Annotated in this window: 27 protein-coding genes; 16 read left to right on the top strand and 11 right to left on the bottom strand. The window is 73.9% G+C overall.

What is annotated here, in order from left to right:
• Window positions 1-2: 2 nt before the first annotated feature.
• Entirely contained in the window at window positions 3-797 is a 795-nt protein-coding gene (locus CKY47_RS11365) for an NAD(P)H-binding protein (protein ID WP_306745685.1), read from the bottom strand.
• Between the two features lie 95 nt (window positions 798-892).
• On the opposite strand from CKY47_RS11365, the gene CKY47_RS11360 reads away from it, so the two are divergent.
• The 4 genes from CKY47_RS11360 (at window position 893) to CKY47_RS11345 (ending at window position 4013) form a co-directional block, all read left to right on the top strand.
• A complete protein-coding gene (locus CKY47_RS11360) occupies window positions 893-1267 on the top strand; it encodes a winged helix-turn-helix transcriptional regulator (RefSeq protein WP_306745684.1) in 375 nt (124 codons plus the stop codon).
• A 224-nt stretch (window positions 1268-1491) separates the two neighbouring features.
• Window positions 1492-2499, top strand: coding sequence for a gamma-glutamylcyclotransferase (locus CKY47_RS11355; RefSeq protein WP_306745683.1), 1008 nt, complete (start codon window positions 1492-1494; stop codon window positions 2497-2499).
• Between the two features lie 98 nt (window positions 2500-2597).
• Window positions 2598-3227 carry a DUF4232 domain-containing protein gene (locus CKY47_RS11350; RefSeq protein ID WP_306745682.1) on the top strand — a complete coding sequence of 210 codons (630 nt, stop codon included), beginning with the start codon at window positions 2598-2600 and terminating at the stop codon, window positions 3225-3227.
• On the top strand, window positions 3228-4013 hold the full coding sequence (locus CKY47_RS11345) for an alpha/beta hydrolase (protein ID WP_306745681.1): 786 nt from the start codon (window positions 3228-3230) through the stop codon (window positions 4011-4013).
• Between the two features lie 105 nt (window positions 4014-4118).
• Here the strand turns inward: CKY47_RS11345 and CKY47_RS11340 are convergent, their stop codons facing one another.
• Window positions 4119-4496, bottom strand: coding sequence for a hypothetical protein (locus CKY47_RS11340; protein WP_306745680.1), 378 nt, complete (start codon window positions 4494-4496; stop codon window positions 4119-4121).
• Between the two features lie 218 nt (window positions 4497-4714).
• On the opposite strand from CKY47_RS11340, the gene CKY47_RS11335 reads away from it, so the two are divergent.
• The 5 genes from CKY47_RS11335 to CKY47_RS11315 all read left to right on the top strand — a co-directional run bounded on the left by CKY47_RS11335 (window position 4715) and on the right by CKY47_RS11315 (window position 9371).
• Window positions 4715-5506, top strand: a complete 792-nt coding sequence (locus CKY47_RS11335; RefSeq protein ID WP_306745679.1) for a hypothetical protein — start codon at window positions 4715-4717, stop codon at window positions 5504-5506.
• 138 nt (window positions 5507-5644) lie between these two features.
• Window positions 5645-5905: a hypothetical protein gene (locus CKY47_RS11330; protein WP_306745678.1), complete on the top strand. Its 261-nt coding sequence runs from the start codon at window positions 5645-5647 to the stop codon at window positions 5903-5905.
• 10 nt (window positions 5906-5915) lie between these two features.
• Window positions 5916-6158 carry a hypothetical protein gene (locus CKY47_RS11325; protein WP_306745677.1) on the top strand — a complete coding sequence of 81 codons (243 nt, stop codon included), beginning with the start codon at window positions 5916-5918 and terminating at the stop codon, window positions 6156-6158.
• Window position 6159: 1 nt separating this feature from the next.
• Window positions 6160-8919, top strand: a complete 2760-nt coding sequence (locus CKY47_RS11320; protein WP_306745676.1) for an FtsK/SpoIIIE domain-containing protein — start codon at window positions 6160-6162, stop codon at window positions 8917-8919.
• Window positions 8916-9371: a hypothetical protein gene (locus tag CKY47_RS11315; RefSeq protein WP_306745675.1), complete on the top strand. Its 456-nt coding sequence runs from the start codon at window positions 8916-8918 to the stop codon at window positions 9369-9371. The genes CKY47_RS11320 and CKY47_RS11315 overlap by 4 nt, the downstream gene beginning before the upstream one ends.
• A gap of 16 nt (window positions 9372-9387) precedes the next feature.
• On the opposite strand, the gene CKY47_RS11310 is transcribed toward CKY47_RS11315, so the two are convergent.
• Window positions 9388-9795 (bottom strand): GNAT family N-acetyltransferase, encoded by a 408-nt coding sequence (locus CKY47_RS11310; RefSeq protein ID WP_306745674.1) that lies wholly within the window; start codon window positions 9793-9795, stop codon window positions 9388-9390.
• Between the two features lie 36 nt (window positions 9796-9831).
• Between CKY47_RS11310 and CKY47_RS11305 the strand changes: the two genes are divergently transcribed.
• Complete coding sequence (locus CKY47_RS11305) at window positions 9832-10689, top strand: GNAT family N-acetyltransferase (protein ID WP_306745673.1); 858 nt, start codon at window positions 9832-9834, stop codon at window positions 10687-10689.
• A gap of 80 nt (window positions 10690-10769) precedes the next feature.
• On the top strand, window positions 10770-11042 hold the full coding sequence (locus tag CKY47_RS11300) for a hypothetical protein (RefSeq protein ID WP_306745672.1): 273 nt from the start codon (window positions 10770-10772) through the stop codon (window positions 11040-11042).
• Here CKY47_RS11300 and CKY47_RS11295 read toward each other — a convergent pair.
• Both CKY47_RS11295 and CKY47_RS11290 read right to left on the bottom strand, forming a co-directional pair.
• Complete coding sequence (locus CKY47_RS11295; protein WP_306745671.1) at window positions 11039-12235, bottom strand: amidohydrolase; 1197 nt, start codon at window positions 12233-12235, stop codon at window positions 11039-11041. The two genes, CKY47_RS11300 and CKY47_RS11295, sit on opposite strands and share 4 nt — an antisense overlap.
• Window positions 12225-13883, bottom strand: a complete 1659-nt coding sequence (locus tag CKY47_RS11290; protein WP_306745670.1) for an FAD-binding oxidoreductase — start codon at window positions 13881-13883, stop codon at window positions 12225-12227. Before CKY47_RS11290 ends, CKY47_RS11295 begins: the two co-directional genes overlap by 11 nt.
• Before the next feature lie 16 nt (window positions 13884-13899).
• Between CKY47_RS11290 and CKY47_RS11285 the strand changes: the two genes are divergently transcribed.
• Complete coding sequence (locus CKY47_RS11285) at window positions 13900-14466, top strand: TetR/AcrR family transcriptional regulator (protein WP_306745669.1); 567 nt, start codon at window positions 13900-13902, stop codon at window positions 14464-14466.
• A complete protein-coding gene (locus CKY47_RS11280; protein ID WP_306745668.1) occupies window positions 14463-15905 on the top strand; it encodes a glycerol-3-phosphate dehydrogenase/oxidase in 1443 nt (480 codons plus the stop codon). Before CKY47_RS11285 ends, CKY47_RS11280 begins: the two co-directional genes overlap by 4 nt.
• 194 nt (window positions 15906-16099) lie before the next feature.
• Here the strand turns inward: CKY47_RS11280 and CKY47_RS11275 are convergent, their stop codons facing one another.
• The 3 genes from CKY47_RS11275 to CKY47_RS11265 are packed head-to-tail and all read right to left on the bottom strand — an operon-like array spanning window position 16100 to window position 18629.
• Entirely contained in the window at window positions 16100-17863 is a 1764-nt protein-coding gene (locus tag CKY47_RS11275; RefSeq protein WP_306745667.1) for a WXG100 family type VII secretion target, read from the bottom strand.
• On the bottom strand, window positions 17860-18168 hold the full coding sequence (locus CKY47_RS11270; RefSeq protein ID WP_306745666.1) for a type VII secretion target: 309 nt from the start codon (window positions 18166-18168) through the stop codon (window positions 17860-17862). Before CKY47_RS11270 ends, CKY47_RS11275 begins: the two co-directional genes overlap by 4 nt.
• A gap of 17 nt (window positions 18169-18185) precedes the next feature.
• Window positions 18186-18629 carry a YbaB/EbfC family nucleoid-associated protein gene (locus tag CKY47_RS11265; protein ID WP_306745665.1) on the bottom strand — a complete coding sequence of 148 codons (444 nt, stop codon included), beginning with the start codon at window positions 18627-18629 and terminating at the stop codon, window positions 18186-18188.
• Window positions 18630-18822: 193 nt separating this feature from the next.
• Here CKY47_RS11265 and CKY47_RS11260 point away from each other — a divergent pair, with 193 nt between their 5' ends.
• From CKY47_RS11260 to CKY47_RS11250, 3 genes are read left to right on the top strand one after another with little or no spacing between them, the layout of a single operon-like run.
• The gene (locus CKY47_RS11260; RefSeq protein ID WP_306745664.1) at window positions 18823-19080 is read left to right on the top strand and encodes a helix-turn-helix transcriptional regulator; all 258 of its coding nucleotides are present in this window, start codon (window positions 18823-18825) and stop codon (window positions 19078-19080) included.
• Between the two features lie 36 nt (window positions 19081-19116).
• Complete coding sequence (locus tag CKY47_RS11255; RefSeq protein WP_306745663.1) at window positions 19117-20028, top strand: ABC transporter ATP-binding protein; 912 nt, start codon at window positions 19117-19119, stop codon at window positions 20026-20028.
• Entirely contained in the window at window positions 20025-21212 is a 1188-nt protein-coding gene (locus tag CKY47_RS11250; RefSeq protein WP_306745662.1) for an ABC transporter permease, read from the top strand. Before CKY47_RS11255 ends, CKY47_RS11250 begins: the two co-directional genes overlap by 4 nt.
• Before the next feature lie 240 nt (window positions 21213-21452).
• Here CKY47_RS11250 and CKY47_RS11245 read toward each other — a convergent pair whose 3' ends face one another.
• The 3 genes from CKY47_RS11245 to CKY47_RS11235 all read right to left on the bottom strand — a co-directional run bounded on the left by CKY47_RS11245 (window position 21453) and on the right by CKY47_RS11235 (window position 24569).
• Window positions 21453-22766 (bottom strand): citrate synthase, encoded by a 1314-nt coding sequence (locus CKY47_RS11245; protein WP_306745661.1) that lies wholly within the window; start codon window positions 22764-22766, stop codon window positions 21453-21455.
• Window positions 22767-23043: 277 nt separating this feature from the next.
• Entirely contained in the window at window positions 23044-23976 is a 933-nt protein-coding gene (locus CKY47_RS11240) for a carbohydrate kinase family protein (RefSeq protein ID WP_306745660.1), read from the bottom strand.
• A complete protein-coding gene (locus tag CKY47_RS11235; RefSeq protein WP_306745659.1) occupies window positions 23973-24569 on the bottom strand; it encodes a TetR/AcrR family transcriptional regulator in 597 nt (198 codons plus the stop codon). Before CKY47_RS11235 ends, CKY47_RS11240 begins: the two co-directional genes overlap by 4 nt.
• Window positions 24570-24603 lie beyond the last annotated feature (34 nt).

Raw genomic sequence — 24603 nt, 5'->3', positions numbered from 1 at the left:
CGTCACGCCGCGGCGCGCGCGGCGTCCTCGATGGTCGTGGGCGCGCGGCCGATCAGCTTCTCCAGGTCGGGCCGCACCTCCGACAGCGCGCCGCGGCCGATGTTGACCTCGATGTCGGTCAGCAGCTCGACCAGGAAGTCCGGCAGGCCGAAGCCCCTCAGACCGGCCGCGCGCTCCTCCGCCGTGACCTTGGTGTGCGTGGTGCCGCGCAGCGCGGCCAGCTCGTCGAAGCTCCACGCGCGCGGCCCGGTCAGCTCGTAGGCGACGCCCTCGTGGCCGTCGGTGGTGGCCGCGACGGCGGCGGCCAGCGCCAGGTCGTCCCGGGACGCCGACGCGATCCGCCCGTCGCCCGCGGCCGTCACGACCGGGCCGGGGTTCAGGTAGTTCTCGTGGTACATGCCGTTGCGCAGGAACGTGAAGGCGAGGCCGCTCGCGCGGATCAGCCGCTCGGTGGCGGCGTGGTCGGCGGCCAGCGACAGCGGCGAGGTGTCGGCGTCGGTGACCGACGTGTAGAGCACGTGCCGCACGCCCGCGTCCACGGCCGCCCGCACCGCCGCCCGGTGCAGGTCGAGCCGGTTCGGGCCGTCGGCGGACACGAGCACGAGCCGGTCGACGCCCGCGAAGGTCGAGGTCAGGTCGCCCGCGAAGTCGCCCGGCCGCACCTCCACCCCGGCGTGCTCCGCCTTGCGCGGGTCGCGCGCCGACCCCAGGACCTCGCCGGTCGGGGCGAGCCGCCGGGCGTGCTCGATGATCAGTGAGCCGAGGTGGCCGGTCGCGCCGGTGATCAGGATCGTCATGCCGGCAACGCTAGGTCGAGCGCTAACTTTTCGACAGTACCCACCTTTCGGTGGGGTACTTACGTCGAGGAAAGCCTCCAGGTAGGGTCGGTGCCATGCTGCCCGAGGGTGATGTGTACGACCGCAACTGCCCGTCCCGTGCGATCGTCGGCCACGCCACGAGCCAGTGGGGCAGCCTGGTGCTCGGCAAGCTGCTGGACGGCACGCTGCGGTTCGGCGAACTGCGCCGCGCGGTGACCGGCGTGAGCGAGAAGATGCTGGCCCAGACGTTGCAGGCGCTGGAGCGGGACGGCCTCGTGCACCGCGAGGTGCACCCGGTGATCCCGCCGCACGTGGACTACTCGCTCACCCCGGCGGGTACCCACGTCGCGGAGCGGATCAGGGGGTTGTTCGGGTGGATCCAGGAGAACCTGCCGGAACTGGTGGCGGCCCAACGCGCCTACGACGCGCGGCGGGACGGGAACGTGTGACAGCTCACGCCCGGACATCCGATCTGTACCGATCCGCGCACCCCCGATTCCCGGGAGCAGCCCCTGCGATCCCGGCCAGAGATCGGATCTCCGACGGTCGGCCGAACCCAACAACGGGTGAATTCCAGGTGGGCTTTGCCAGAATGGGCGCCATGACGCAGCCCTTCACGGACGATAGTCACCCGGCCGAGCCCTATCCGGGAGCTCGGCCGGGACACTGCTTCGTGCACCTCGACGGCGCCGGCTGGCCGGTCACCCCCGACCCGGGCGCCGACTCGGGGTGGCGCGTGGCCCCGGACGGCCGCGACCTCGACGAGTGGCTGGCCGAGCACGGCGAACCGCCCCTCGCGGGCCGGATGCCGGTGCTCGCCTACGGCTCCAACGCCAACCCCGCCAAGGTGACCTGGCTGCGGGAGGAACTCGGCCTGACCGGCCCGGCGGTCGTGCTGCGCGCCCGGTGCGAGGGGCTGGCCGCCGTCTGGGCGGCCGGGCTGCGCAAGGTCGACGGGCAGCGCCCGGCGACGCTCGCCGCCGTGCCGGGCGTCGAGGAGGAGCACGCGGTGTGGTTCGCCACCGCGGAGCAGTTGCGGGTGCTCGACCGCTGCGAGGGGCGGGGGCTGCGCTACCGGCTCGTGCGGCTGCGCACCGGCCGGGTGACCCTGTTCGACGGCGGCGTCGTCGACTCCGTGCTCGCCTACACCGGCGCCGGGTCGAGGCGGATGCCGCTGCTGGTCAACGGGCGGCCGGTGCGCTGCGCCGACGTGGACCAGCGGGGCGCGGCGCGGCTGGCCGGGCGGCCCGCCGCGAACGACGGCCTGGACGTGACGCCGGTGCACGGCGACCCGTCCCCCGACGACTGGCCCGACCGCCTCTTCACCTACGGCACGCTCCGCCCCGGCATGGCCGCCTGGCCCCTCGTGGAACCGCTGACCAGCGGTGACCCGGAGCCCGCCCGCCTGCCCGGCACGCTGCACGACACCGGCCGCGGCTACCCGGCGCTGCGCCCCCTCGCCACCACCGACGGCGGCGTCGGCCCCGGCGTGCCCGGCCACGTGCTGCGGCTGGAGAACCCCGAGGACGCCCTGCCCGTGCTCGACGAGTACGAGGGCGACGAGTACACCCGCGTGCGCGTCACGCTGCCCGACGGGCGGGTCTGCTGGACCTACCTGTGGACCGCCGAACTGGACGACATGCCCGTCCTGCCCGACGGTTGGGTCGAGAGCAACCACTGACGCGCCCAATACGGTGAATTGTTGGCAGAACGACCCAACCTCCCGGCCGTTGGGTACGTCCTCCTCACAGGGACCACTCACTGGACCAGGAGGTGGACATGAGACGACCACTCGCGGCAACCGCGGCGGTCGGCGCCCTCGCGGTCGTGCTGTCCGCGTGCGGCGGCGGCGCCCGGCCGGCGGCGAACGAGTCGAGCATCGGGCTCGCGCCGCCGTCCTCGGACGCCACGACCGGCGTCGCGCCGGTGCCGCCGAGCTCGCCGACGACCCAGCCCCCGGCCACGGACCAGGCCACGGCCGGCCCGGCGTCGAACCGCTGCACGGCGGCCGTGCTGGCGGGCGAGGTCCGGCCGACCGACGCGGCCGCCGGCAACCGCTACGCCAAGCTGGTGGTGACCAACAACGGCACGACGCCGTGCACGCTCAACGGCTACAGCGGCCTCCAACTGCTCGACGCCGCCGGGCAGCCGGTGCCGACCGACCTGGAGCGCGAGGCCGACCCGGGTCCGTCGCGGGTGGTGCTGCCGCCGAAGGCGCAGGCCGCGGCGAACCTGCACTGGACGGTCGTGGCCACCGGTGACGAGCCGGTCGAGCGGCCGTGCGAGCCGGAGGCGGCGCGGGCGGCGGCCATCCCGCCGGACGAGACCCAGCCGATGACGCTGGACTGGCACTTCGGCCCGGTGTGCGCCGGGGGACGGATCGCCATCAGCGCGTTCTACGCTGCGTAGGTGATCGAGTCCAACGTCCCCGGCCACGCCGGGGAACTCGCCGTCCGCACCTGGCCCAACCTGGACGCCTCCTGGCTCGCCGTGCTCGTGCACGGGTACGGCGAGCACGGCGGCAGGTACGGGCACGTCGCGGACGCGCTGGTCGAGGCGGGCGCGCTGGTGGTGGCCGCCGACCACGTCGGCCATGGCCGCTCGGAGGGCGAGCGCGCGCTGATCACCGACTTCGAGGGCCTGGTCGCCGACGTCGGCGCCGCGATCGCCTCGGCCGCGTCCGAGCTGCCGCTGGTGCTCGTCGGGCACTCGATGGGCGGCCTGGTCGCGGCGAGGTACGCGCAGCTGCACCCGCCGGCCGCCCTCGTGCTCTCCGCCCCCGTGCTGGGCACCTGGCAGGGCCTGGACGCGCTCGCGCTGCCGGAGGTGCCGGACACGCCGATCGACCCGGACACCCTCTCGCGCGACCCGGAGGTCGGCAAGCGCTACGCCGCCGATCCCCTGGTCTGGCACGGCCCGTTCAAGCGCCCCACGCTGGAGTCCCTGGAGCGGGCCCTCGACGAGGTCAACTACGGCCCGTCCCTGGAGCACCTGCCGACCCTCTGGCTGCACGGCGAGGCCGACGGGCTGGTGCCGCTCGCGGACACCCGCACCGGCACCGACCGCCTGCGCGGCCTGCTGTTCGAGGAGCGCGTCTACCCCGGCGCCCGGCACGAGGTGTTCAACGAGACCAACGCGGCCGAGGTGCTGGCGGACGTGGTCGCGTTCGTCCGGCGGGTGCTGGACCTGGACTGATCACCCGGTCGGGTGGTACCGGAACGCGCTCCGGGTCGAGCGGGTGACCCCCGGACCCGGGCGCGCGTCGCGCGCCCGGGTCCGGGGGGTCGGGTCGGGACCGGGTCAGTCGTCCCAGCCCTCGTCGTCCCCGTCACCGCTGTCGGCGCTGCTCTCCGCACCGCCCACGACCGCGCCGTGCGGACCCGCGAACGCGTACTCGTCCTCGTAGTGCGCACCACCGGGGTAGGACACCGCGCTCACCTCGTAGTAGCCCGCGCCTTCCGACCCGGCGCCCACGAAGCTCTCGTGGAAGTACGCCACGCCGTACTCGTGCGCACCGGCCTGGACCTCGTGGACGAGCGCGCCCTCCGACGAGGCGGCCACGGTGTAGTTCTCGTGCTCGGCGTGGGTGCCGGAATCGGCCGACGCGATGCCCGCGGCTCCGATCAGCAGGGGCAGCGAGACCGCGCCGGCGGCGATGAACCGGATGACACTGCGCATGGGAACCTCCTGGGTGTTTGTGACCATGCGGGAGCCATCGTCACCTCGGCGACACGCCGCCGCCCGCCGCCGACCACATCGGGTGACGTGCTGTTTCGACGTGCCAAAACACGCTGATCAGGGCTCATCACGAGGGGTGTCCGGTAAGCCCTGCTTGTGGGTGACGGCAAAGGGCCGCTGACACCCCCTGTCCGTGTCGTGGACAATTCCGTCCCGACATGGTGGGAGAAGACCTGGAGCTGCTGATCACCGCGGTGGTGGCGGCCGACGACGAGCGGCAGGCGCGCGCGGCCTGCGCCGGCCTGCTGCGCCTGGGCGGGCGGGTGGTGCGCGCCTCCGACTGCTCCGACGAGGAGCCGGGCTGCTGGTCGGTGACGATCAGCAGCCCGAGCGGCGAGCGGGTGGCCCGGAACGTGGCCGCCGCGCTGGCGCGCGCGGTGCGGTCGTACGTCCGGCGGCTGGGCGACGACCTGCCGGTGCCGCGGGTGTCGTGCGAGCCGCCGACGGCGTGGACGGTGCTGGACGACCCGGACCGGCTCGACGGCCTGCTGCCGGGCGCGGAGCGGCTGCTGGTGGAGGCGTGGGTCGGCGGCGACCCGGCGCACCGGGAGGAGGCGGCGGCCGAGCCGGCCGAGCCGGTGGGGGCCGAACGGCCGACCACGCGCCTCCTGCTGCGCGTCGACGTGGAAACGGATCGGGTGGAACGGGCCGAGTGGCGGGCGCGGGCGGTAGCGAGCCGCGTCGCGAGGAATGGCAAGATCACCCGGGTGGCTCCCCTTGGGCACGTACTGAGCGTGCACGTCGACCTCGGTTCGGCGGAAACTTCGGCCGAGGTGGCGCTACAGGACGCCGTCACGTCGCTGGGCCGTTCGGGGTGGACGTCCGTGGAGTGGTCCGAGGGGTCCGCGACCACGCGCTGGTCAGCAGCAGCCCTCCCACCCAGTGGGATCACGGCCCTGGGACTCACAGCGACGCCCGCCTCGGCATTCGTGTGGACGGTGCCCGACTGAGATCCACTTCGCTGAACCGAACGAGTGGATTCCCCATTCCACCCGGTCAGCCGATCTTGCTTGTGGAACGCGAACCCTTGGGTACTACTTTCAACTATAGGAACACCAGCGAAAGCGCAGGAGGGGTCGGTACCCGACATGGCCACCGTCGAAGAAGTCCGCACGGCGATCGCCCAGGCCGTCAGCAAGGCGAACGACAGCATCAACGCCCTGCAACAGGCCGCGGACCTGGCCACGGACGCGCAGGCGCTGCTGAGCCAGACGACCCAGGGCAGCGGCCAGTCCGAGGTCGAGCAGGCCAACGCGCACTTCGCCGAGGTCGCCAACGGCGTCACCGACCTGCAGAACCAACTCCGGGCCGGGATCAACCAGGCCGAGAGCTACAACTCCGGGCTCTGACGTGGCGACGGTGGGCGAGATCAGGGCCGCGCTCGACCAGAGCTGCGAGTACCTCCGCGACGCCTACCGCTGCGTCAGGGAGGCCGGGGAAGCGCTGGACGAGGCGGTCGGGCTGCTGGTCGCCGCGAGCGCGAACCACCCGGAGTCGCTCGTGCCGCCGGAGTTCACCAAGGCCGGTGAGCTGTTCGCCGACGAGCTGGAGCTGATCGTCGGCAGCATCGAGCTGGTCCAGCGCGTGGCCGGGGAGCTGTGACGTGAGCAGGCGCGACGAACGCCGCAGGAGGATCGAGGGCGCCTTCGAGGAGTTCCGCGCGGCGGTCGCCGCCGCGCTGGGCAACGCCTCGCGGGAGCACCGGCTCCTCGCCGACGAGCGCGCCCGCGACATGTTCGAGGTGATGCTGCGCGGCGACGGCGTGGACCGGGCGCTGGACGACCCGCTGCTCGCCGGGGCGCTGGCGAACCCGCTGTTCTCCCAGCAGCTCGCGCGGGCGCTCGTGGACCGGGTCGAGGCGTTCCGCGAGTGGTCCGAGCACGGCCCCGACGAGCTGGCCGCCCTGGTCGACTCGGTCGCCAGGGGCCCGGCGTCGCAGCCGCACGAGTCGTGGCTGGGCCGGCCCGGCACGGCGGACGGCAGCGAGCCCGTGCCGGAGCTGTGGCGCGTCGGCACGGGCGTGGTGCGCAGCGCGCCGGAGCCGCGGCGGTTCCCGGTGGCGGTCCCGCTGCTCGACCACGCGCACCTGCACGTCGCGTCCACGCACGAGAGCCGGCACACCGCCGAGGGGCTGGTGGAGAACCTCCTGCTGCGGGTGCTCAGCCACTTCCAGCCGGGCCTGGTGCACGTCCACGTGTGGGACGTCAACGCGCTCACCGGCTCGCTGCCCGGCCTGTACCCGCTGACCAGGGCGGGTCTGCTCACCGTGCACGACCCGGCCCGGCTGCACGAGCTGCTCGACGAGCTGTCCGACCACATCCGGCGGGTGCACACCGGCGTGCTGGTGGAGGGCCACCAGTCGGTGCGGGCCGCCGGCGGGCGGCGCACCGAACCGTGGCGGGTGGCCGTGCTGTTCGGCAACCGGCGACCGCTGCGCGAGGAGCACCAGCAGCAGCTCCAGCGGGTCGCCCGCAACGGCCTCGCGGCGGGCATCGAGCTGGTCATCGTCGACATCCCGATCACGGTGAACTCGCCGATCGAGACCGTGACGATCGCCCCGGACCAGACCGCGACGTGCACCATGACCGGCGCGCACGTCACCGTGGCGCTGGACCCGCCGTTCCCGCGCGCCGCCGTGCCGCGGGCCTGCGCGGCCATCGCCGACGAGCGGGAGGCCCGCCGCACGCGGCAGAGCACGTTCGCCGACCTGCTGCCCGAGCACCTGTGGCGGGAGTCGTCCGCCGCCGGCGTCGCGGCCCCCGTCGGCCACCAGGACGGCGAGCCGGTGCCGGTGGCGCTGGGCGACACCTCGCCGCACGCGCTGATCGGCGGCCCCAGCGGCTCGGGCAAGACGAACTTCCTCTACGCCATGCTGGGCAGCCTCGCCGCCCGGTACTCGCCCGACGAGCTGGAGCTGTACCTGCTCGACTTCAAGGAGGGCGTGTCGTTCGCGCAGTTCGCGCCGGGTCGCAAGGACCCGACGTGGCTGCCGCACGCCCGGCTGGTCGGCGTGAACGTCAACACCGACCGCGAGTTCGGCGTGGCGCTGCTGGCGTTCCTGTCCGACGAGATGCGCAGGCGGGCGGACGCGGCGAAGCGGCACGAGGTCACCAAGCTGGAGCAGCTGCGCGAGGAGGACCCGACCGGCCACTGGCCGCGGATCGTGGCCGTGATCGACGAGTTCCAGTACATGTTCGGCGAGCGCGACCCGGTCACCGCCCAGGCGACGCAACTGCTGGAGGACGTGGCCCGGCGCGGCCGGTCGCAGGGCATCCACCTGGTGCTGTCGAGCCAGGACGTGTCGAGCATCCAGGCGTTCTGGGGTCGGTCGGCGATCTTCGAGCAGTTCACCGTGCGCATCGCGCTGCCCAAGTCGCGGCGGGTGCTGGCCGACATGAACGACGCCGCCACGGAGCTGCCGCGCTGGCACGCGGTGGTCAACCACGAGTCGGGCGTGCGTCCGGGCAACGAGGTGGCGCGCATCCCGGACGCCACCGCCCGGGGCACGATCGACGCGCTCCAGGCCGAGCTGCACCGCCGCCGGCCGCCCGACCTGGCCGAACCGATCCTGTTCGACGGCAGCAAGGTGCCCGCGCTGGCCACGCTGCCGGACTTCCGGGCGCTGCGGCCGAGCGACGGCAACCCGACCGTGCTGCTGGGCCAGGTCATCGACGTGGCGGGCAGCGCGGCCAAGGTGCGGCTGGCCCGCACGCCGGGGCGCAACGTCGCGGTGCTCGGCTCCATCGCCGCGGAGGCGGCGGCCGTGCTGAACGGCGCGGCGCTGTCCCTGGCCCGCCAGCACGAGCCCGGCGAGGCCCGGTTCAGCGTGGTGTGGCTGGTCGAGGACGCGAAGCCGTTCGCCGAGAGGCTGTGCAAGCAGCTGCACGACGTGGGCCACGAGACGGGCCTGAAGGACCTCAAGGACGTGCAGGCCCTGCTCAAGGAGATCGCCGGGGACATCCAGGTGCGGACGACCGACGAGACGCCCGCCCCGCCGGTTCCCCACTACCTGGTGGTTTACGGCGTGGACGCGGCGCACACCCTCTTGGAGCAGAAGGACGAGTCCAGGACGTCCGGGGTGGACCGGCTGCGCACCGTGCTGCGGCACGGCCCGGAGCACCGCACCCACGTGCTGGGCTGGTGGCGTGGCGTGCAGCGGTTGAAGAACAGCCTGTCGCCCGGCGCCTACGACGACATCGGCGCGTGGGTGGCGTTCGACATCCAGGGCAAGGAGCTGCTGTCGCTCGGTCCGGAGCCGGTGCTGTCGTGGTCGCCCCGACCGCGGCGCGGCCTGTTCTTCGACCGGTTCGAGCACTCGCGGCCCGAGGTCGTCATCCCGTTCGACACCGGGGAGGAACCATGATCAGCCACGTGTCCGCGGTGCCGGCGCAGCGCACCCGCGGGGTGCCCGCCGGAGGTGCTGCCGGAGGTGACGCCGGGGCGGTTCCGGCGGTCTCGGCGGTCGAGCGGTACAAGGAGCTGGTCGGCCTCGCCGCCGAGTCCGTCGACCGCATGCGCGCCCGCGACCGGGACAGGGTCCGCGAGCTGATGGCCCGGCTGGCCGCGTCGCAGGAGCAGGTGGTCGAGGTCGTCGAGCGGGAGAAGCTGGTGCGCGCCGTGGTGCGGGTGCACTGGGAGGCCGTCGTCGAGCTGCTCTGGGAGGAGCGGTGGATGACGATGACCCCGGTGCCCGCGCCGGACGAGTCGGTGCCGCCACGCCCGCAGGAGGAGTACGACGCGGCGATGAACCGCGCGTTCGAGGCGCTGGAGGAGTCGCTCCAGCGGCGCACGCTGCTGCGCCGCAAGAGCGCCTGAGCGGGCCGTCCGGGGGCTAGAAGCCCCAGGAGACGGCGACGGTGTCGAAGTCGAGCTCGGCGTCCGACTTGCGGTAGGTGGCCAGCGCGGCGGCGTTGTCCTTCTCGGTGCCGGTCCACGCGCCGGTGCAGCCCCGCTCGCGGGCCAGCTCGACGAGGGCGCCGACGAGCGCGGTGCCGATGCCGCGCCGCTGGAACGCGTCGTCCACGCCCAGCTCGTAGAGGAACATCTCCACGCCCTTGTCGGGGTGGATGGTCTCCACGCCGGAGGCGAACCCGGCGGGCGCGCCGTCGACGTAGGCGACGAGCAGGTGGTGCCGGTCGTCGGCGAGGAACGCGCGGGTGGCGTCCTCGCGCGGCGGCCCGTCGAACAGGTGGCCCGCGGCCAGGACGGCGTCGAACGACGTGACGCGGCGGATGTCCATGCGCGCGAGGGTAGTCCCCCGGGTGATGATGCGGTCATGCGCGAACTGCCCACCCCCGCCGACGTGGCCGCGGCCGGCCCCGACACCCTGGTGCGCTGGGCCGCCCAGGTCCTCCTGCCCGGCCACTGGCGCGGCGGCGGCGCGGCGTGGGCGCACGGCGACGCGGTGGCCGTGCTCGCGCCCGGCCTGAACCGGCGCGACCGGCTGGTGGCGGTGGGACCGGTGGACGACGTGGCCGTGCTGCTCCGCGCGCACGACCGGCCGGGGGTCACGCCGCTGGTCACCGAGGAGCTGGCGGTCGAGCTGGACCGGCCGGACCGGGTCGTGTTCGGCTGGATGGAGCGCGGCGGGCGGCTGCCGGACGACCCGACCTCCTCGCACGGCGCCCCGGAGTGGCTGGGCGAGGACGAGTGGGACGCCGTCGAGTCGTTGCTGCGCAAGGCCAGCCCTCACTCGTACGTGTGGCCGCACGAACCGGGGCCGCGCCGGTGGGCAGGCATCCGGGTGGACGGCGTGCTCGCGGCCGTGGCGGCGGACGCGTGGTCGGCGCCGGGCGTGGGGTTCCTCGCGGGTGTGGCCACGCACCCCGACCACCGGGGGCGCTCGTTGTCGACGGCCGTCTGCGCGTTCGTCGCCCGGGACCTCCTGGCGGAGCACGGCGGCTGCGCGCTGATGGTGAACGCCGACAACCCGGCCGCCATCGCCGTCTACCGCCGGCTGGGGTTCGCCTACCGGAGCGTGGCGGCCCTGCCCGGCCCGGATCGCGCGGTCGGCGACGTCGCCGCGCCCCGTCCGCCGCGGCACGGCTCCGGGGTCCCCGGAGCCGCCGACTTCCCCCGCCTGCTGCACGCCCACGGCGTCGCGTCCGACACCCCGCCCACCTGGCGGCGCTGACCGGGGACGACCCGGCCGCCCGCGCCCGCGCCGCGCGCCACCTGCGGTCGGCGGTGGTGCACCAGAGCACGGTGTGGTCGGTGACGCCGCACGCCCTGCCCGCCGTCCTGGCCGCCCTGTCCGACCCGCGGGCCCTCGACGTGCGCGGTGACCCGCTCGACTTCCTCGACGAGGTGCTGGACGGCTGCCGACCGGACCGGCGGGCGGAGTTCGAGTCCCTGGCACTGCCCGGGCGCGACGTGGACGGCGAGGTGGCCGCGCTGATCGCCGAGGGCCGCGACGACGAGGTGTACGAGCTCGACGGGCCGGCCGACGCGGTGTGGGCGCGGGCCGTGCCGCGGAGCCGCGGCTAGACCAGTTCGCCGTCGGCGGCGACGACGCGTCCCCCGTGCACGACCAGGGTGCGGGGCGCGCGGTCCATCACGGCGGCGGTGACCGTGTCGCCGGGCACCACGACCAGGTCGGCGGGCGCGCCCTCGGTGAGGCCGAGGGTGCGCCCCAGCACGGCGGCGCCGCCCCGGGTGGCGATGTCCGCGCACATCTCGACCTGGTCGTCCCGGCGGAAGCCGTTGCGGTAGGCGAGCTGCCAGGTCCGGTCGAGCATGTCGCCGTCGCCGTACGGGGACCAGTAGTCGCGGATGCCGTCCTGGCCGAGGCCCAGGCGCACGCCGGCGCGGCGCAGGTCGAGCAGCGGCAGGGGTTCCCGCACGCCCGGCGCGACCGTGGTGACCGCGACGTCGTGCTCGGCCAGCAGGTCCACCAGCTCGCGCCGCCGGTCATCGTCCACAGTGGACAGCGCGAACGCGTGGCTGATCGTGGTCTGCCCGCGCATGCCGAGCGCCGCGACCCGCTCGCAGATCAGCTCGACCTCGAACGCGCCGAGCGAGCCGGCGTCGTGCAGGTGCACGTCCACCCCGCACTGGTGCTTCTCGGCCAGGCCGAACACGAGGTCGAGGTGCCGCACCGGGTCGCGGTCGTACCCGGCCGGGTCGAGGCCGCCGACGAGGTCCGCGCCCGACCGCAGCGCGGCGTCGAGCAGGTCGGCGGTGCCCTTCTCGCGCAGGATGCCGCACTGCGGGAACGCCACCACCTCGACGTGCGCGCGGTCGGCGTGCGCCTCGCGGGCGGCCAGCACGCCGTCCAGCTTGTCCAGCCCCGAGTCGACGTCGACCTGCGCGTGGCTGCGCACGTGCGTGGCGCCGGCGGCGATGGTGCGGCCCAGCGTGCGGGTGGCGCGGTCGGCGACGGACTCCTCGGCGGTGCGCCAGTTCCGGCGGTCGTCGTCGATCAGCTCGGCGAGGCCGGCGCCGGCGCTGTGCGGGCGGAACGGCAGGCCGAGGCGCGTGGAGTCGAGGTGCGCGTGCGCGTCGGTGAACGCGGGCAGCAGCACACCACCGCGCCCGTCGGCCTCGGCGGCGCCGGCGGGGACGTCCAGGTCGGGTGCGGTCGCGGCGATGCGGCCGTCCCGGCAGAGCACGTCGACGGCGGGCGTGCCGGGGACGTTCGGCCACGGCCGCACGGAGCGGATCAGCAGGTCACCGGTCATCCCGCGACGCTAGCCCGGCCGGCGGGAACCCGCCGGCGAGGGTCCGGCCGGGGATCAGCTTGCCGGGGTTGAGCACGCCGGTCGGGTCGAGGGCGCGCTTGACCGAGGCCAGCACGTCCACGCCGAGCGCGCCCACCTCGCCCTCCAGGTACGGGGCGTGGTCGGTGCCCACCGCGTGGTGGTGGGTGATCGTGCCGAGCCCGGCGATGGCCTCGCCGGCTGCGGCCTTGGCGACCTGCCACTGGCGCACCGGGTCGTCGGCGTCGCGGGCGGCGAGGACGGTGAAGTAGAGGGACGCGCCGGTCTCGTAGGCGTGCGAGATGTGGCACATGACCAGGCAGCCGTCGCCGAGCGCGTCGACGAGCGCCCCGCGCACGGCGGTGCGCAGCTCGGAGAGGCGCGACCAGTGCGCGGCGGTCTCCAGGGTCTCGACGCACACGCCGACCTCCACCAGCGCGTCGCGCTGGCGCGGGCCGTTGAACCGGCCGTGCCGCCACGCCTCGCCGAGCGGGGTGCCGAGGCGCACGGCCTCGACGCCGCGCAGGGTCTCCCGCCTGCGGCGCCGGACCTCCTGCCGGTCCCGACCGTGCCAGCCGAGCACGAGCAGGCACGGCTGCCCGATCCCGCGCGCCCCCAGGTAGGCCTTGAGCGCCGTGGTCTTCCAGCCGCCGGCCAGCGCCAGCGACACCTCGCTCTCGTCCACATCGGACAGCCGGGTGACGTCGGCGAGCACGCGCCGCTGGGCGAGGTCGCGCACGACGTCCGCGCCGCGCGCCCAACCGTCCACGAAGAACCCCTCGTAGCGCTCGACCGCCGGGCGCGGGCGCAGCCGCACGCCGACCTCCGTGATCACGCCGAACGCGCCCTCGCTGCCGACGACGAGCTGCTTGAGGTCGGGGCCGGCGGCGGACGCGGGCGCCGCGCCCAGCCGCCACTCGCCCACCGGAGTGCTCAGCCGCACGCCCTCGACCAGGTCCTCGAACCGGCCGTAGCCGGAGGACGCCTGACCGGCCGAGCGGGTCGCGGCGAACCCGCCGACGGTCGCCCGCTCGTAGGACTGCGGGACGTGGCCGAGCGTGAAGCCGTGCGCGGCGAGCAGCCGGTCGGCCTCCGGCGCGGTCAGGCCGGCCTGGAGCACGGCCAGGCGCGACACCGGGTCGACCGAGACGAGCCGGTCGAGCCTGGACAGGTCCAGGGCGATCACCGCGGCCTTGTCGCCGCGCAGGGCCGTGACGCCGCCGACGACGGACGTGCCGCCGCCGAACGGGACCACCGCCACGTCGTGCTCGACGCAGGTCTCCAGGACCTCGGTGACCTGCTCGGGCGTGCCGGGCAGCACGACGGCGTCGGGCACGGCGAGGTCGCCGTCACCGCGCTGCCGCAGCAGGTCCAGGTAGGACAGGCCGCCGGCGCGGCCGAGGCGCGAGCCGGGGTCCACCCGCACGTGGCCGGGGCCGACGACGGCGTCCAGCGCGGTGCGCGCGGCGTCGCCCAGGGCCGAGTCGGGCACGGCGGGCGTGCGCGCCGGCGTGACGGCCCCGGCGCCGGCCCCGATGCGTGCGCGGAGCCACTTCAGGGCGTGCGGCGGCACGTGGGCCTGCTCGGTGGTCCACCGGCCCCGGAGGGTGTGGTCGATGCGCTCGGTCACCGCTACAGTGTGACACATGACGTCTCAACGTCACAGTGATGACGCGCTCCTCGACGCGGCCCGCGACTGCGTGGTCGAGGTGGGGGTCCGCCGCACCACGCTGACGGACATCGCGAAGCGCGCCGGCGTGAGCCGGATGACCCTCTACCGCCGGTTCCCCGACGTCGGGACGCTCGTGCGCGCCCTGATGACCAGGGAGTTCACCCAGCTGCTCGGGCGCATCGAGGTGACCGGGGCGACCGCGCGGGAACGGTTGGTCGACCAGGCCGTCACGGGCATCCGGCTGCTCGCCGCCGACCCGCTGATGCGGCGCGTGCTCGACCTGGACGCCGAGCTGATGCTGCCGTACCTGGTGCAGCGGCTCGGCAGCACGCAGAAGCTGGTCGAGCAGTTCCTGACCGCGCGGATCGCCGAGGGGCACGCCGACGGGTCGATCCGGGCGGGGTCGGCCGCCGCGCAGGCGCGGCTCGTGCTGCTGACGACGCAGTCGCTGGTGCTGTCGATCCGGCCCGCGACCACGGACCTGGACTTCGCCGAGCTGCTGGCCGAACTGGCCGCCTACCTGGACGCGGCCCTGTCGTGACCACGCCCCCGACCACGTCGCTGAACGCGTCGCGCCGCACCCGCGACCTCGACCACGTCTCGTCGACCGCCGTGGACCTGCTCGTCGTGGGCGGCGGGGTGACGGGCGCCGGCGTGGCGCTCGACGCGGCGTCGCGCGGCCTGTCGGTGTGCCTGCTGGAGGCGCACGACCTGGCGTTCGGCACGTCGCGGTGGTCCAGCAAGCTCGTCCACGGCGGTCTGCGCTACCTGGCGCAGGGCGAGGTCGGCCTGGCCCACGAGAGCGCCGTGGAGCGCGGCATCCTGATGACCCGCACGGCACCGCACCTCGTGCGCACCCTGCCGCAGCTCGTGCCGCTGCACGGCCGCTCGCACGACCCGCTGGTGATGGCGGGCCTGCGCGCGGGCGACGTGCTGCGCCGCGCGGCCCGCACCCCGTCCCGCGTGCTGCCGCCACCGCGCCGCGTGCCCGCCGCCGAGGCCCTGGCCCTCGCGCCCGGCCTGCGCCGCACCGACCTGCGCGGCGGCCTGCTCGGGTTCGACGGCCAACTGGTCGACGACGCCCGCCTGGTCGTCGCCCTGGCCCGCACCGCGGCCGGCTTCGGCGCGCGGATCGTCACCCGCGCCCGCGTGGACGCCCTGACCCCCTCGGGCGCCTCGGCCACCGACACCCTGACCGGCGAGTCGTTCACCGTGACGGCGCGCGCGGTCGTCAACGCGGCGGGCGTGTGGGCGGGCGGGCTGGTGGACGTGGACCTGCGCCCGTCGCGCGGCTCGCACCTGGTCCTGGCCGCCTCCGCCCTCGGCCTGACCACCACGGCCCTGACCGTCCCGGTGCCCGGGACCCGGAACCGCTTCGCCCTCCTGCTCCCCCAGCAGGACGGCCGTGTCTACGTGGGCCTGACCGACGAGCCGGTGGACGGCCCGATCCCCGACGTGCCCGAGGTCCCGCGCTCCGACGTCGACTTCCTCCTGGGGGTGGCGTCCTCGGTCCTGGACCGCCCCCCGACCCGGTCGGACGTCCTGGGCTCGTTCGCCGGCCTGCGCCCCCTCCTGGCGGGCGCGGGCGCGAGCGCGGACCTCTCCCGCCGCCACGCGATCATCAAGCGGGACAACGTGACCACGGTCGTGGGCGGCAAGCTCACCACCTACCGCCGCATGGCCGCCGACGCCGTGGACGCCACCGCCCTCACCGCCGCCCGCAGCCGGACCGCCACCCTCCCCCTGGTGGGCGCCGGCGCTCCGACGGGCCCCGCCCACCTGACCCCCCGCTACGGCGCCGAAGCCGCCGAGGTCGCCAGGACGGGCGAGGTGACGTGGGCGGTCCACCACGAGGGCGCCCTCGACGCGGCCGACGTCCTGGACCGCCGGACCCGCACGGGCCTGGTCCCCGCCGACCGCGCGGCAGCCGAACCGGACGTGACCCGCCAAGTGGCAGAAGCCCTGTCCACCCTCCCCTGACCCGAGAGTCCACCCTCCAGGTCGCGAGGGTCCAACGCTCAAGTCGCGAGAGTCCGACGCTCGGGGCCTCTGAGTTCTTTACTCGCGAGTGAAGAACCCACCGTGCCCCGGGGTTGGACTCTCGCGACCTGGAGGGTGGACTTTCGGGGTGGGGAAAGGGGGCCTCCCGTGTGGAGGCCCCCTTCGAGGTGGTGTTACTCGCCGATGATCGGCTTCGCCGCCTTCGGGGGCTCCTCGATCAGGGCTTCGCCTTCGAGGCGCACCTTGCGCTGGTGGTCCTTGCCGTCGCCGCCCTGGGGCGGGGCACCGCCCATCATCGGCGCGCCCATCATGCCCATGCCGCCGCCGGGACGACCGCCGCCGGCCGCCGCCGCCGCGCCCGCGGCACCCGCCGGGGCACCGCCGGACGCGCCCATGACGCCGGACGAGCCGCCCGCCTGGAGGGTCTGGCCGCCGGCACCCGCGCCGGCCGCGCCACCGCCGCCGAAACCGCCGCCACCACCACCGGCGAAGCCGCCGCCGCCACCGCCGCCGAAGCCACCGCCCGCGCCGCCACCGCCACCGCCACCGCCACCGCCGACGTTCGGGGTGTGGGGCAGGTCGGGCGTCGCCGGGCGGACCGGGGGCACGTACGCGCCGCCGAGACCGGAGGTCGCGTTGGTCGCGTGCGTGGTGCCGCTCGGGTACGGGAGCGTGTTCGGGCCCGTGGAACCGCTGTCCGGGACCCATCGACCCGGCTCCCAGTGACCACCGGAACCGCCGGAGCCGCCACCGGGACGCGAGCCGGTCGAGCCGCCGGAACCGCCCGAGCCGGGGTAGCCGCCCGAGCCGGGGTAGCCGCCGGAGCCGGGGTACTGGCCGCCACCGGGGTACTGGCCACCGGGGTACGAGCCACCGCCACCGCCCACCTGCGGCGGGCGGCTGACCACGGGACCGCTCGGCCCGCCGGGGTAGTACCCGCCACCACCGGCGGCCGGGGCCTCCGGGCCGTAGCCCACGCCGACCTGCGGCGGGCGGCTCACCACCGGACCGGCCGAGTGGCCGCCCGAACCCGACGGGTTCGTCGACCCGCCCGGGTTGTTGGTGTACCGGTCGTTCGCGCCGCGGTCCATGTCCCGCAGCTGCCCGTCGGTCAGGCCGAGCCCGCCCTGGCTGAGCCGCGGACCCGAGCCGCCGCCGCCCGACGCGCCCTTGTTCGACGACGTCATCGCGGTGATGGCCTGGAGGATCTGCTTGGCGGTCTGCGCGATCGAGGACACCGACTTGATCAGGTCGATGAGCTTCTTGAGCGAGTTGCCGAGCTTCTGGAGGAAGTCGGCGAGCTTCTTGGCGTAGTTGCACGCCATCTGCACGATGTCCGCGATGGCGCCCGCGATGGCCGCGCCGAACGTGAGGAACGACGCCGCCAGCCACTGGATGATCTTCATGACCATGTCGGACACGGCCTGGCTGATCAGGTCCATGATGGTCTTGCGGACGGTCGCGACCAGCTCGCCCGCGCCCTTGGCGGCCTGCGAGATGCCCTTGGTGGCCTTGGCCAGGGTCTCCAGCCCGGCGGCGTGCTTCTTGCTCGCCGCGCGGTAGCCGTCGGCGGAGCGGCCGGCCCAGCCCTTCGTCTCCTGCACCGACGTGCGCCGGTAGTCGGCGACGATGCCCTCGATCTGCTTGGACGCCGACAGCCAGCTGTCGGACATCTTCTTGATCGACTCCGGGCTGCCGAGCAGCGCGTCGAACGGCTCGCGCAGGAAGTCCACGTGCTGGATCGCCCAGCTGAACCCGGCGGACAGGAAGCCCGACAGGGGGTTGGACGCCAGTCCGACGATGCCCATGGCGGTGTTCGCCATGCCCAGCCCGGCCTGCACCCAGTCGCCGCGCTCGACGGCCGCGACGGTGCCCTGCACGTCGCCGATCAGGTACGACGGGTCACGGCCCTGCGTCGTGCTCGCCTGCGTGGTCATCCGCGCGCCTTTCCGGTGAACCCGAACGCGTTGTCCAGGTCGACGTTCTCGTAGAGGTCGGCGACCTCCTTGAGGCCCTGGCACATGTCGGCGATGGTCTCGGTGGCCTGGCCGAGGATGTCCTGGGAGTTGCCCGCCGCCTTCAGCAGGAACTCCGCCAGGAACGACCCGAACACGCCGAACGCCTCGCTCGACAGCGACGGGTCAGCGGTCTTCGTCGCCGAGAGCATCCGCTGCGTCAACTGGTCGACCGTGCCGGCGTGCGCCCGGATCTGCTCCGGGCTCACGTTGAACGCGTCGAACATGGTCGTCTACCCCCTGCTCAGGCCATGACATCGGGTGGGTTGGTGAAGTAGTCGTCGTCGGGCCTGGTGTCCCGACGCTGGATCTCCGGCTCCGGTTCCACGGCGTCCGTGCCGTCACCCGAATAGCCGTTCGGCATCTTCGACTTCACGAAGTCCAGCGCCGGACCGTCACCGAACGACTCCGACATGATCTGGACGACCTGGCCCGCCGCGGCGCGCTGCGCCTGGGCGACGGCGGTCATGATCGCGCCGGAGACGCGCTCGGGGTCCTCGCCCCGCAGCTGCGGCCGCAGGACCAGGTTCGTCAACGCCCCCGAGGCGTTGACGGTCACGGTGATCAGGCCGTCCGGCGAGGTGGCGCTGCCGCCGACGTCGCCGAGCTGCTCCTGCACCGCGGTGGCGCTCTGCTTCGCCTGCTCGATCTTCTGTCCGTACTGCGCGAGCCACTGGTCCGGCTCCATGGTCACCCCTCACGGCAACGGGGCTTGCGGCCCTACTGCGCATTCGAGTCGTCGAGAGTCGATTCGGTTCCGAGCTCCGTATCGTTTCACCGAATCGTGATTTGCGGGTCGACCGGGCGGAGGTGCGTCCGGTCGGCCTCGTGTGTGAACTGTTTACTTGCCGATCTGTTGGGTTTTCGCAACACTTCGTAGCATGAGTCCGGTGCGCCGAGGCCCCGGGCAACCCATCCACAACCGGATAGGGGTGCTCCGGGTCGAACGGGGTATGACGAGGGCGGGGCTCGCCCGGGCCGTGGAGGTCAACCCGCAGACGATCGGCGCGCTGGAGCGGGGCGACCAGTACCCGAGCCTCGACCTGGCGCTGCGGATCTGCGAGGTCTTCGGGCTGCCGGTGGAGGCCGTGTTCAGCCGGAGCCCGTTCGAACCGCTGTCGACCCAGGTCTACCGCTAGAGCGGGCCGAGCCGGCCCAACAGGAGGAGAGGCACCGTGGCACAGGGGGTGCTGGAGATCGACCGCGTCTCCAAGCGCTACGGGGAGGTCGTCGCGCTGGCCGACATGACCTTCGACGTGCGGGCGGGCGAGCTGTTCGGGTTCGTCGGCAGCAACGGCGCCGGCAAGACCACCACCATGCGCATCGCGCTGGGCGTGCTCGCCGCCGACTCCGGCGAGATCCGCTGGAACGGCGCGCCGGTCACGTTCGGGACGCGCAGGCGCATCGGCTACATGCCCGAGGAGCGCGGCCTCTACCCGAGGATGAAGGTGCTCGACCAGCTGGTCTACCTGGCCGAGCTGCACGGCATGTCGACGAACGCGGCGCACCGCTCGGCGGAGGACTGGATCGGCCGCCTGGGCCTGCGCGACCGGCGGCACGACGAGGTGCAGAAGCTCAGCCTGGGCAACCAGCAGCGCGTGCAGCTCGCCGCCGCCCTGGTGCACGAGCCGGACGTGCTGGTGCTCGACGAGCCGTTCTCGGGCCTGGACCCGGTGGCGGTGGACGTGATGAGCCAGGTGCTGCGCGAGAAGGCCGCCACCGGCGTGCCCGTGGTGTTCTCCAGCCACCAGCTGGACCTGGTGGAGCGGCTGTGCGACCGGGTCGGCATCGTGCGCGCGGGGCGGATGGTCGCCTGCGGCCCGGTGGACGAGCTGCGCGCGGGCGGGTCGGCGAAGCTGGTGGTCGACGCGCCGCTGGCCCCGCCGGGCTGGGCCGACGCGCTGCCCGGCGTGCGGGCGTCGTCGGTCACGGGCGGTCGCACGGTCCTCGACCTCGCCCCGGACGCCGACGACCAGGTGGTGCTGCGCGCGGCCCTGGACACCGGTCCCGTGCACGAGTTCTCCCGGCAGCGGCCGTCGCTGACCGAGTTGTTCCGCACCGTGGTGACCGAGGAGAGCGCGGCATGAGCGACCTGACCCCGGGCCGGGCGGTGTTCCTGGTCGCGCGCCGGGAGTTCCTGGTCAAGGTGCGCACCAAGTCCTTCCTGTGGGGCACGCTGGTGATCGTCGCCGTGATGGCGGGGTACGTGCTGCTCCAGGCCGTGCTGTTCGACGGCGCGGACCGCGACCGGGTCGCGCTGAGCGGCCAGGCCACCGTGCTCGCCGAGCCGCTCAGGCAGACGGCGGCGTCGTTCGGGCGCGAGGTGGAGGTCGTCGACGCCGGCGACCCCGCCGCGGCCGAGGAGCGGGTGCGCTCCGGGGACGTGGACGCGCTCATCAGCGGGGCCCCGGACGCGCTGCGGGTCGTGGTCGAGGAGTCGCTGGGCGACGAGCTGCGCACCGTGATCGACCTGATCGTGAAGCAGCAGGTGCTCGACGCGCAGCTCGCCGAGGCGGGACTGGACCCGGCCGAGGTGGCGGAGAACGTGGCCGAGGCGGGCGTCGAGGTGGTGGCGCTGGAGCCCGGCGACGCGGCGGACGGGCAGCGGCTCGCGATCGGCCTGGTGATCGCCGCGCTGCTGTACTACTCGCTGCTGGTCTACGGGACGATGGTCGCGCAGGGCGTGGTGGAGGAGAAGTCGAGCCGGGTCGTGGAGATCCTGCTGGCCGCGCTGCGGCCGTGGCAGCTGCTGCTGGGCAAGGTCGTCGGCCTGGGCGCGGTGGGGCTGCTCCAGCTCGTGCTGATCGGCGGCATCGGCCTGGGCCTGGCGTCGTTCTCCGGCGTGGTCGACGTCGCGGGCGTGGCCGGCGGCGCGCTGGCCGCCGGCGTGCTCTGGTACCTGCTGGGGTTCTTCCTCTACGCCGTGGTGTTCGCCGCCGCCGCGTCGCTGGTGTCGCGGCAGGAGGAGTTGCAGTCGGTGCTGACGCCGATCAGCATGACCGTGGTCGTGGTGTTCCTGGTCGGCTTCAACCTGATGATCGCCGACCCGACCGGCACGACGGTCGCGGTGCTGTCGGTGCTGCCGCCGTTCGCGCCGATCCTGCTGCCGGGCCGGATGGCGATGGGCGTGGCGCCGCTGTGGCAGGTGCTGCTGGCGGTCGTGCTGGCGCTGGCCGCCGTCGCCGCGATCACCTGGCTGGGCGGCAGGGTCTACTCGAACGCCGTGCTGCGCACCGGGGCGCGGGTCCGGCTGCGGGACGCCCTGCGGTGATCGGCCGCTGATCGCCCGGTACCGGGCGGGCGCCTCCCGGCGCTCGTGCGCCCCGTCCGGGTCGAACCTGCGGCCCTGCGCGACCGGGTCGGACCACCCGGGAGCAGGGGCGGCATGCGCACCGCTGTCGGCGCCTTCCCCGGCCGGGGCCGCATTCAGTCCGCAGTGGACGTTTCGGTGGGCACGACGGAAGAGGCCCGCACCGGCGGGGTGCGGGCCTCTTCCGTGGAGCGGGGTGCGTCAGCGCTGGTCGAGCGGCACGAAGTTCCGCTCCGCCGCACCGGTGTAGACCTGCCGCGGGCGGCCGATCTTGGTGGCCGGGTCGTTGATCATCTCGCGCCAGTGGGCGATCCAGCCGGGGAGGCGGCCCAGGGCGAACAGCACGGTGAAGAACTTCGTCGGGAAGCCCATCGCGCGGTAGATGAGGCCCGTGTAGAAGTCCACGTTCGGGTAGAGCTTGCGCTCGACGAAGTAGTCGTCGGCGAGCGCCGTCTCCTCGAGGGCCTTCGCGATGTCCAGCAGCTCGTCGGACGCGCCGAGCTTGCCGAGGATCTCGTCCGCGGTCGTCTTGATGATCGCGGCGCGCGGGTCGTAGTTCTTGTAGACCCGGTGGCCGAAGCCCATCAGGCGGACGCCGTCCTCCTTGTTCTTGACCTTCTTCACGAAGGCGGAGACGTCACCGCCCTCGTTGCGGATCTTCTCCAGCATGTCGAGCACCGCGCTGTTCGCGCCGCCGTGCAGCGGGCCGAACAGGGCGTTGATGCCGGCGGAGATCGAGGCGAACAGGTTGGCCTCGGACGAGCCCACCAGGCGCACGGTGGAGGTGGAGCAGTTCTGCTCGTGGTCGGCGTGCAGCACGAACAGCAGGTCCAGCGCGCGGACCAGGTCGGGGTCCACGTCGTACGGCTCGGCGGGGAAGCCGAACGTCATGCGCAGGAAGTTGTCCACCAGCCCCAGGGAGTTGTCCGGGTACAGGAACGGCTGGCCCACCGACTTCTTGTAGGCGTAGGCCGCGATGGTGGGCACCTTGGCCAGCAGGCGGATCGTGGAGATCTCGACCTGGTTGGCGTCGAACGGGCTGAGGCTGTCCTGGTAGAACGTCGACAGCGCGGACACCGCCGAGGACAGCACGGGCATGGGGTGCGCGTCGCGCGGGAAGCCGTCGAAGAACCGCTTCAGGTCCTCGTGCAGCAGGGTGTGACGGCTGATCTTGGAGGAGAACTCCTCCAGCTGGGCCTGGGTGGGCAGCTCGCCGTAGATGAGGAGGTAGCTGACCTCGAGGAAGTTCGACTTCTGGGCGAGCTGCTCGATCGGGTAGCCGCGGTAGCGCAGGATGCCCGCGTCACCGTCGATGTAGGTGATCTCGGAGGAGCAGGACGCGGTGTTGACGAAGCCGCTGTCCAGGGTGACCAGACCAGTCGTGGCCAGGAGCTTCCCGAGGTCGATACCGGGCGCACCCTCGGTGGCCGGTACTACCTTCATCTCGTGCTCTCCGCCCGGATGGCGCAGCGCGACGGTACGGGTGTCGTTCGGCGCAGTCGTCGCGTCGGGCATGCAGAGTCCCTCTCACGCTAGGGCGGGGCGGCTCGTGCGGGTCTCGCACGCCTGCGCGCAGGGGCGGATGTGGCCTTGCCCCGCACCGCAGCACCACCCCGTTGGGGTCCTGTCGGTTTTCCCACGCTAGTCAGCGGACGACCCCCACCACAGCCGGGTGTGAACCGATTCTGCGAGATGGGACCGGCATCACACGCGGTCGCGCGGGTGACTGGCGTGCCCACCCACCGTAACCCGTGGCGCGTGTTCGTCCACCTCACGAGGGGTGAGAGCTAGGTCATCCCAGCTCGTGCCGGAACGGCGGCTCGGCCCCCGCGCGCGAGCACGTGACGGCCGCCGCGGCGCCCGCGAAGGCCAGCGCGGCGCGCCACGCGTCGGCGTCCAGACCGCGCACGGCCTCGACCGACAGCGCGTCGTGCTCGTGCAGCCAGGCCAGCAGCGCGCCCTGCACGGTGTCGCCCGCGCCGATGGTGTCGACGACGTCGACGGGCGTGGGTGGGACGTGGATCACGTCGCCCCCGGCGATCAGCGCGGCCAGGCCGTCACCGCCGCGGGTGAGCACGACGGCCGCCGGCCCCGCGCCCTGCCACACGCGGACGACGTCGAGCACCTCGTCCTCGCCGGCGGTGTCCGGGAGGTCCGCCAGCCAGCGGGCGTCCTCGACCGAGACCTTGAGCAGGCCGACGTGCGGCAGCCACGAGTCGTAGCGGTCGCGGTAGGCCACCGGGTCGTGGATGAGGCCGGCCCGGATGTTGGGGTCCAGCACGGTGAGCGCGCCGCGCTCGGCCTCGCGCCACAGCACGCGCTCGTAGGTGCTCGCGCCGGGCTCCAGCACGAGCGACAGCGTGCCGAACGACACGGCCCTCGTGCCGGCGGGCAGCGGACCGGGGTCGGTCACCTGCCGGTCGGCGGTGCCCTCCACGTAGAACGAGTAGCGCGCCGACCCGTCGTCCGCGAGGCCCACGACGGCGAGCGTCGTCGGCTCGTCGCCGCGCTGCACGAGGTCCGTGCGCACGCCCGAGGCGTGCAGGCGCTCCACGAGCCGGTCGCCGAACAGGTCGGACGACACCCGCGACAGGAAGCCCACGGGCGCGTCGAGCCGCCCGGCGGCGACGGCCACGTTGTAGGGCCCGCCCCCGAGCCGCGGCGCGAGGTTCCCCTCGGGCGTGGGCACGAGGTCGACCAGCGCCTCACCGGCAACCACGATCACGACTGGCTCCGTTCTCTCCGCAAACCGTCCAGCAGCAGTTCACCCAGGGCGGTGAACGCCTCGGCGTCGGACACACCCGCCCGCCTGGTCAGCACCCCGGTCTGGATGCCCTCGATCAGCAGCCCGGCCATCTCGGCGACGAGCGTGGCGTGCACCTCGCGGAACACGCCCTCGCGCACGCCCTCCTGGATGAACTCCCGGATGCGCTCGGCCGCCGCCCGCGCGTTGCGCTCGTAGGTCGACCGGGTGGGCGCGAACGCCGCGACGTCGCTGATGAACTGGGCCGACGCGCGCCGCAGCTCCTCGGCCGCGCCGGCGAGGTAGGTGCCGACGCGGGCGCGCACGTCGCGGACGCCCTCGATCCGGGCCTCGATGCGCTCGGCGGCGCCCTTGAAGTACCGGCCGACGACGCGGACGGCGAGCTGCTCCTTGCTGGCGGCCAGCGCGTAGAGCGTGGACTTGGAGCAGTGCAGGCGGGCGGCGAGGTCGTCGAGGGTGAAGTGCGCGAAGCCCTCGGCCAGCACCAGCGCCTCCAGCCGCGCCAACAGCTCCACCTGCCGGGGCGTCAGGGGTCTGCGCGCGATCGAGGTCATGGTTGCGACTCTGTCACACTCCCTCGGTACAGTA

Origin of the sequence: Saccharothrix longispora (genome assembly GCF_030852425.1) — a bacterium.
Taxonomy (GTDB): Bacteria; Actinomycetota; Actinomycetes; order Mycobacteriales; family Pseudonocardiaceae; genus Actinosynnema; species Actinosynnema longispora.
The sequence above is the reverse complement of the archived record's forward strand: the minus strand, read 5'-3'. Positions and strand labels throughout refer to the sequence as shown.